The 8,038-nt window shown below is 67.9% G+C and carries 5 protein-coding genes; 3 read left to right on the top strand and 2 right to left on the bottom strand.

Annotated features, from left to right (window positions below):
- Positions 1–545: type IV pilus assembly protein FimV (locus tag SJH88_RS10825; RefSeq protein WP_420921736.1), on the bottom strand; the 545-nt coding region annotated here is incomplete at its 3' end.
- Positions 546–743: 198 nt separating this feature from the next.
- Entirely contained in the window at positions 744–1,793 is a 1,050-nt protein-coding gene (locus SJH88_RS10820) for a DUF72 domain-containing protein (protein WP_274754473.1), read from the bottom strand.
- Positions 1,794–1,961: 168 nt separating this feature from the next.
- Here SJH88_RS10820 and SJH88_RS10815 point away from each other — a divergent pair, with 168 nt between their 5' ends.
- From SJH88_RS10815 to SJH88_RS10805, 3 genes are all read left to right on the top strand, one after another.
- Positions 1,962–4,328 (top strand): Tex family protein, encoded by a 2,367-nt coding sequence (locus tag SJH88_RS10815; RefSeq protein WP_274754472.1) that lies wholly within the window; start codon positions 1,962–1,964, stop codon positions 4,326–4,328.
- Positions 4,329–4,589: 261 nt separating this feature from the next.
- On the top strand, positions 4,590–5,387 hold the full coding sequence (locus SJH88_RS10810) for an HDOD domain-containing protein (RefSeq protein WP_210931285.1): 798 nt from the start codon (positions 4,590–4,592) through the stop codon (positions 5,385–5,387).
- A 185-nt stretch (positions 5,388–5,572) separates the two neighbouring features.
- Entirely contained in the window at positions 5,573–8,038 is a 2,466-nt protein-coding gene (locus tag SJH88_RS10805; protein ID WP_274754471.1) for an AI-2E family transporter, read from the top strand.

Genomic DNA, 8,038 nt, shown 5'->3' with positions numbered 1-8,038 from the left:
GGCGCTGGCGGCCGCAGGGGCTGCCACTGCAGCCGCGGCCACGGGGGCTGCCGCGCGGGTTTGACCACCCGCTTGGTTACCTTGCGCACAGGGCGTGCGGGGGCGTCGGCGGCCGGGGCGGGGCGTGCCGCTGGGCGCGGGGTGACCTGCAACTTGCTCAGATCGATGGGGGCGATGGTGGCCGCCATGGAACTTGGCGGGTCGGCGAACAGGGTGTAGCTGCGGGCCACGCTGCCTGCGCAGCCGGCCGTCAGCTTCACGGTCACCAGGGGTTCGTGCACGACCTGGGTGGTGCGCACGCGCACGGTGGTGGCTTGCGGGGTGATCAGCACATTGCCGGGTGACAGGCTGTCGTCGCCCATCCACACGGTGGCCGTGATGCAGCTGCTCTCGGCGGTTTGTCCGTCATCGGGCTGCACCTGAAACACCAGGTTCAAGGGCGCGCCGAGCTGGACCTGGCCTTGTGAGTTGCCCAGAGACAGCGCGCAGGCCTGCGAGGCAGCGGCGACGCTGCCAGCGAGTATGAGGATGTTGCGAAGTTTCACGGTGATGTCTTCTCTAACGCCAAAGTCCTGTGCGCAACCACGTGCGCCCTGTGAGTGAATCCTCCGGTAATGCCTCCGCAGAATGTTGCAAATTGTCGCGCCTGGGTCATTTTTTTGTGACAAGCTGGTTGTAAAGGGCCCTGGCTGTTGTCTGTGTGGGACTTAATGTGAACCATTCATAACTGGGTGGCAAGTGCCTCAGGCGGGCTCCGGACCGGCGGCAGGCGCAATCTGCTGCGCCAGCCGGTGGATGGAAAGTGGTGCACAGCCTTCCGCATCGTTGCTGATGGTGACAAAGGCGGGTTGGCCGGCGCCGGTAATGCCACGCACAGTCCGCGCCAGAATTGTGCGGGTGTGGGTGTCAGCCGAAACCAGTGCGTTGAAGGGGCGGTGCTTTTCCTGGGCTGCCTGGTAGCCGAACGGCCCGAAGCTGTGGTTCAGGTTCCAGCGGCAGACCAGGGGCGTGGGCCACAGCTGGCGCAAGAACACCAGCTGTGGCTCGATGGGCGGCATTTTCCCATGCAGACCCAGGCAGTAGGTGGCGCCGTGGGCCCGCAGCACCTGGGCCAGTTCGGGACTGAGCAGCAGCGGGTCGCGCACCTCCACGGCCACGATCACCTGTGGGGCGTGCTGCAAGGCGGCGCGGGTGCTGGCCAGCACGGTCGCCAGCTGCCGCCACAGCGTGGCGGTGTCCTGCAGCACGGACCAGGGCAGGGGGCTGATCTGGAACACCAGCACCCCCAGCTTGGGTCCCAGGCCGTCCAGGCAGGGCAGCACGAATTGGGTGCAGGCCAGGCCTGGGTCCAGGAACGCCGGGTTGCGCTCCTGGCCGGCCCCATGCTCGCCGCGCACCAGGGCGTCGGTGACCACATTGGGACACTTGACCACAAAGCGGAAGTCGCCCGGCACCTGGTTGGCCATCTGGGCGTACTGTTCGGTGCTCAGGGGGCGCCAGAAACTGCGGTCCACACAGACGGTGCGCATCAGCGGGTGTTGGCTCAGTGCGCCCAGGCCCTTGCGGGACAGGGTGCTATCGCTGTAGACGCCGTCCCAGACCAGACCATCCCACCCCGGGTAGGACCAAGTGGACACGCCCATGCGCAGCGTCGGGGGCAGCGACTGGGCCAGCTCGTGCAACTCGGCGGGGTGCTGCACCGCACGCACGGCGCTGCCACGCGGCGTGGCCGCAGCCTTGGGGGCGGGCTGGGGAGCGGGCGGATCGTCGGCCGCGAACAAATCGTCTTGCATGGCGTCTGGAGTTTGAATGATTTTGCCCTCCAGGGCAGATGTATCCAGCTCGATCAGCTATCAATTGTGTGGATATGCAAGGGGGCGCCGCGATCTGCGGATGGGCGGCGATCACGTATGGCACACTTGCCCGCTTTCAGGGACACAGCGCCGAGGGGCGCGTAACGCATGCAAAAAATCATTGGGCAAATTGCCGCAGAGATCAAAGTCAGTGCGCAGCAAGTCAGTGCTGCCGTGGAATTGCTGGATGGTGGCGCGACCGTGCCGTTCATCGCTCGCTACCGCAAGGAAGTGACCGGGGGGCTGGACGATGTGCAGTTGCGTGAGCTGGAGGCCCGCCTGTCCTACCTGCGCGAGCTGGAAGACCGCCGCGTGGCCGTGCTCAAGGCCATCGACGAGCAGGGCAAGCTGACCGATGCGCTGCGCCTGGCGATTGCCAATGCGCCGACCAAGCAGGAGCTGGAAGATATCTACCTGCCGTTCAAGCAAAAGCGCCGCACCAAGGGCCAGATCGCCAAGGAGTTCGGCATTGAGCCGCTGGCCGACAAGCTGTTTGCCGACCCCACGCTGGACCCACATGAGGAAGCCAAGGCCTTCTGCCAGCCAGCCACCACGCTGGACGATGGCAAGCCGGGCCCCGATTTCAGCACCACCTTTGCCGTGCTGGATGGCGTGCGCGACATCCTGTCCGAGCGCTGGGCCGAAGACCCGGCACTGGTGCAAAAGTTGCGCGAATGGCTGTGGGACGAGGGCCTGTTCAAGTCCAAGAAGGTCGAGGCCAAGAACGAGAACGACCCCGAGGTGGCCAAGTTCCGCGACTATTTCGACTACGACGAACCGATTGGCCGCGTGCCTTCGCACCGCGCGCTGGCCGTGTTCCGCGGCCGCGCGCTGGAAATCCTCGAAGCCAAGCTGGTCCAGCCCGTGGAGCCCGAACCCGGCCAGCCCAGCCTGGCCGAAGGCAAGATTGCCCTGCACCTGGGCTGGAGCCACGCCAAGCGCGCCAGCGATGACCTGATCCGCAAGTGCGTGGCCTGGACCTGGCGCGTCAAACTCAGCCTGTCGACCGAGCGCGACCTGTTCAGTCGCCTGCGTGAAGACGCCGAGAAGGTGGCCATCAAGGTGTTTGGCGACAACCTGCGTGACCTGTTGCTGGCCGCCCCGGCCGGCGCCAAGACCGTGATGGGCCTGGACCCCGGCATCCGCACCGGCGTGAAGGTGGCCGTGGTGGACAGCAACGGCAAGCTGGTGGACACCGCTACCGTCTACCCGCACGAGCCACGCAAAGACTGGGAAGGCTCGCTGCACACCCTGGCCAAAATGGTGGAAAAGCATGGCGTGAACCTGATTGCGATTGGCAATGGCACGGCCAGCCGCGAAACCGACAAGCTGGCGGCCGACCTGATCAAGCTGGCCGCCAAGGCGGACCGCAAGATCGAGAAGGTGGTGGTCAGCGAGGCGGGCGCGTCCGTGTACTCGGCCAGCGAATTCGCTTCGCAGGAGCTGCCCGACGTGGACGTCAGCCTGCGCGGCGCGGTGAGCATTGCACGCCGCCTGCAGGACCCGCTGGCCGAGCTGGTGAAAATCGACCCCAAGAGCATCGGCGTGGGCCAGTACCAGCACGACGTGAACCAGAGCGAGATGGCGCGCCAGCTGGACGCCGTGGTCGAAGACTGCGTGAACTCGGTGGGCGTGGACCTGAACACGGCCTCGGCCCCGCTGCTGACCCGCGTGTCGGGCCTGAGCGCCTCGGTCGCCAAGTCCGTGGTGCGCTGGCGCGATGCCAACGGCTCGTTCAAAAACCGCAAGCAGCTGATGGATGTGGCCGGCCTGGGCGCCAAGACTTTTGAGCAGGCCGCCGGCTTCTTGCGCATCCGCGGTGGCGACAATCCGCTGGACATGACGGGCGTGCACCCCGAAACCTATCCGGTGGTGGAGCAGATCATTGCCGCCACTGGCAAGCCCGTGGACCAGCTGATGGGCCGCAGCGACGTGCTCAAGTGCCTGAAGGCCGAGCAGTTTGTGACCGAGAAGTTCGGGGCCATCACCGTCAAGGACATCCTGGGTGAGCTGGACAAGCCCGGCCGTGACCCGCGCCCGGACTTTGTGGTGGCGCGTTTCAACGACGGCGTGGAAGACATCAAGGACCTCAAGGAGGGCATGATCCTCGAAGGCACGGTCAGCAATGTGGCTCAGTTCGGCGCGTTTGTGGATCTGGGGGTGCACCAGGACGGCCTAGTTCACGTCAGCCAGATGAGCCACAAGTTCGTCGAGGACGCACGCGAGGTGGTCAAGACCGGCCAGATCGTCAAGGTCAAAGTGCTGGAAGTGGACGTGGCGCGCAACCGCATCAGCCTGACCATGAAGCTGGATGCGGCCCCCGCCCGCCGCGATGGCCCGCGCGACAACCGTTATGAAAGCGCCGGTCGCGGCCAAGGCCGCGGGGGCTATGCCCAGCCGCAGCGTGGGGGCCAGGCCGAGCAGCCCAACGCCATGGCCTCGGCCTTTGCCAAGCTGCAAGCACTGAAGAAGTAAGGCGCAGACGGCGCACGGCGTCACCCGGGGCAGCTGCGGCTGCCTTTTTTGTGCGTCGGCCCGTGACGGCGTGCGCACGACCGCGCACAATCGCGGCGCAGATAGCGGGCAATCAGCGGGGAAAAGCCTGCCTTATTCGCGCAAGGCCGTCATCTGCGCAGCCCATACTCGGCATGGGGGGCTGCGTGCCCCGGTTGAAGAGGACGGTGCCTGGGCGGCGATGCCCGGGCCCGGTACACGGTTGTCACTGCCTGAAGGTCCATGCAAGCCGCTCCAGAATTGTCACTGCCCTGCCAGCCGCGGATCCTGGCGCTGTTGATGCGCGAGCTGATCAGCGAGGTGCCGCACATGCGCCGTGTGAACCAGCTGTTCGGCTGCGACCCGGTGCTGGCGGCCCAGCTGATGGAGTGCGCCAACTCCAGCGCCTACCGCATGGCGGCGCAGGTGCGCGGCATCCCCCAGGCCCTGACCCTGCTGGGCGAGCGCCAGTTGCGCGCGCTGCTGAAGAAGGCCCAGGCGGGCATGGTGGCGCGGCCGATTGCTGGCATCGACATGGGTCAGTTTGCGCGCGTCAGCCAGGACTGCGCCAAGCTGGCGCGCAGCCTGGCGGGTCGGGTGCGACTGGATGGCAGCGTGGCCTACATCGCCGGCTTGCTGCATGGCATGGGCCAGTTGGTGCTGCACCAGACCCAGCCCGAGCGCGTGGCCATCCTGGCGGCCGAGGCCGGCCTGTGGGACCCGCGCCGCCCGCGCGTGGAGGTGCGCCACTGGGGCTACAGCGCCCACCACACCACGGCCATTCTGCTGCGCGCCTGGGGCCTGCCCGCAGAAATCGTCGCCGCCGTGCAGGCGATGGAGGCGCCGCTGCAGGACGCGCAGTTCGACCCCATGGCCGGGGTGCTGCACCTGGCGGTGTGGCGCAACCGCGTGAAGGTCAGCGGCTGGAGCGAGCGCAGCATGGCCGATGCCTTCCCTGTGGACGTGGCGCTGGCGCTGGGCATCGACGTGGACGTGGTCTTGCAGCAGGAGGCAACGGACTGGAGCCAGTCCATGTATTGATAGCGCACTGCGCGCTTGCACCAAGGGCTGGAGCCCAAAAAGACTGAAAAATCAGGCACGGCCTGGCGGAAAAACCTGACACCGGGGCGGTGCCGGGCGCCGCCATGCTGGGCGGGTTTTCGTTTTTGGTCCACAACGGTGCATGCCCGCCTTGCGCAGGCGGGCCGGCCATTGTGGCATGCCCCATGTCCGACCCGTCGCCCCAGCCATCGCCATCCACCCCGACCGAACCCCAGACTGCCCAGGGCCCGGGTGCTGGGCCCGCCAGTGCGCGCCCTACAGCGTATAGAGCCTCGCAGGGCCATGCCCTGGTGGCCATCGTGCCCGGCCTGCGCTGGATGGTGGGGCTGATGATCGCCGCCATCGTGATCGTGGGCCTGTACTTTGGGCGAGAGATCCTGATTCCCCTGGCCCTCGCCGTGCTGCTGGGCTTCCTGCTGGACCCGGCCGTCACGCGGTTGCACCGCTGGGGGCTGCCGCGCCTGGCGGCCGCACTGCTGGTGGTGGCCTTGGCGCTGGGGGCGCTGGCGGGCCTGGGCCTGTACCTGGGCAAACAGGTGCAGGCGCTGAGTGCGGACCTGCCCACCTACCAGACCACCATCAAGCAAAAGCTTCGCAACCTGCGCGTGCTGACCGCCGGCCCCAGCGCCTGGGACGGCGCGGTCAAGACCTATGGCACGGTGGAGCGCGAGATCGCGGCGGCCACGGCCGAGCCCGGCCAGCGGCCATCGCGGGTGCAGCAGGTGGAGGTGGTGCGCGACGAGGACAAGCCCGTGCTGCGGCTGGCGCAGTGGCTGGGCAAGGTCAGCGAGCCGCTGACGCAGGCCGGCATCGTGCTGCTGTTCGTGATCCTGATCCTGCTGGACCGCGACGACCTGCGCGACCGCCTGCTGCGCCTGATGGGGGGCAATCCGCACGTGGCGACCGATGCCATGGACGAGGCCGCCCACCGCATCGGCCGCTACCTGCGCATGCAGTGCATCGTGAATGTGGCCTATGGCGTGCCCATGGCGGCGGGCCTGTGGCTGATTGGCGTGCCCGGGGCCATCCTGTGGGGGGTGCTGGCCATGGTGATGCGCTTTGTGCCCTACGTGGGGCCGCTGGTGGCCGCGGTGTTTCCGCTGGCCCTGGCGTTTGCCGTGGCGCCGGGCTGGGACATGCTGATGTGGACCCTGGCGCTGGTGCTGCTGCTGGAGCTGGTCAGCAACCACATTGTCGAGCCCTGGCTGTACGGCAGCAGCACGGGCCTGTCGACCCTGGCCATCATCATCGCCGCCACCTTCTGGACCGCGCTGTGGGGGCCCATCGGTCTGATCCTGTCGACGCCGCTGACGGCCTGCTGCCTGGTGCTGGGGCGCTATCTGCCGGGCTTGCAGTTCCTGGAGGTGCTGCTGGGCAGCCAGCCGGTGATGGACGCCCCGCACCGCCTGTACCAGCGCCTGCTGGCCGAGGACGTGTCCGATGCGATTGCCCTGGCACGCAGCGACATCGCCCAGCGCCTGCCCGCCAGGCCGGCGGCAGCGGACAAGGCCGCAGCGGTGGAGGGCTTTTACGGCCAGGTGGCGCTGCCGGCCTTGCAGCTGGCGTGCAAGCACCATGCCGAGGCAGCCACGGTCGAGCACCGCATGCGCCTTTCCAACGGCATGGAAGACCTGCTGGAAGAGCTGACCGAGGATTACCCGGGTGCGCCAGGGCTGGCAGACGCGGCGGCGTGCGGGCGCGTGCACTGTGTGGGGGCCCGCTGGGCGGTGGATGCCTGGGCCGCCCGCATGCTGGCGCACAGCCTGCAGTTGCAGGGCCTACCCGCCACCAGTGCCAGCCATGCCCTGGCGCCGGACCGGGGGCTGGACGGCATCGGCGATTGGCAGCATGTGCAGTGGCTGGTGCTGTCCACCCTGCATGGGCAGCCGCACATCCTGTTGCGCCAGTGGCTGCGCCGCATCCGTCGGCGGTATCCGCAGCTGCAGGTGGTGCTGGCGTTGTGGAACGTGCCCCCCGAAGGCCTGCAGGGCGAGGACTTGCAGCGCCTGGGCGTGCAGGCCCTGGTCACCAGCATGCACGAGGCGGTGTTGCGCATCCAGCAGGCGGCGTCGCCGGTGCCGACCACGGCCCAGGGTTGTGTGCCGGCGCGCAGGCCGCCGCACGAGGCGCAGCGCCTGCAGCACCTGCAGCGCAGCGGCGCTCTGGATGCTGGTTGCACCGAGGTCTACAGGAACGCTGCCCTGAAAGCGGCCCATGCCTTTGATGTGAAGTACGCCCAGGTCTCGCTGGTCGATGCCGACTGGGTGCACACCCCGGGTGGTCTGCTGGTGCACGGCGGGGTGCCGCCTGCCTCGCCGGGGCTGCCGCGTGATGCCTCCATCTGTGCCTATGTGGTGCAGGAGGGGCAGAGTGTGGTGGTGGACAGCCTGGCGCGCGACCCGCGGTTTGCCGACAACCCGTGGCTGCGGCGGGCGGGCATCCAGTTCTATGCCGGCGTGCCGCTGGTGGATGCGGCGGGGATGGTGCTGGGCAGCCTGTGCATCTTGCACGATGCCCCGCGCAACATGGATGCCGCCGGCCTGGCGGTGCTGCAAGGCATGGCGCGGGAGGTGATGCAGCAGGTGCAGGCGCGGGCCCAGGGCGCCACAGGAGCGCCGCCCGCAGCCTGA

Origin of the sequence: Comamonas sp. GCA5 (assembly GCF_036541385.1) — a bacterium.
Taxonomy (GTDB): domain Bacteria; phylum Pseudomonadota; class Gammaproteobacteria; order Burkholderiales; family Burkholderiaceae_C; genus Comamonas; species Comamonas aquatica.
The sequence above is the reverse complement of the archived record's forward strand: the minus strand, read 5'-3'. Positions and strand labels throughout refer to the sequence as shown.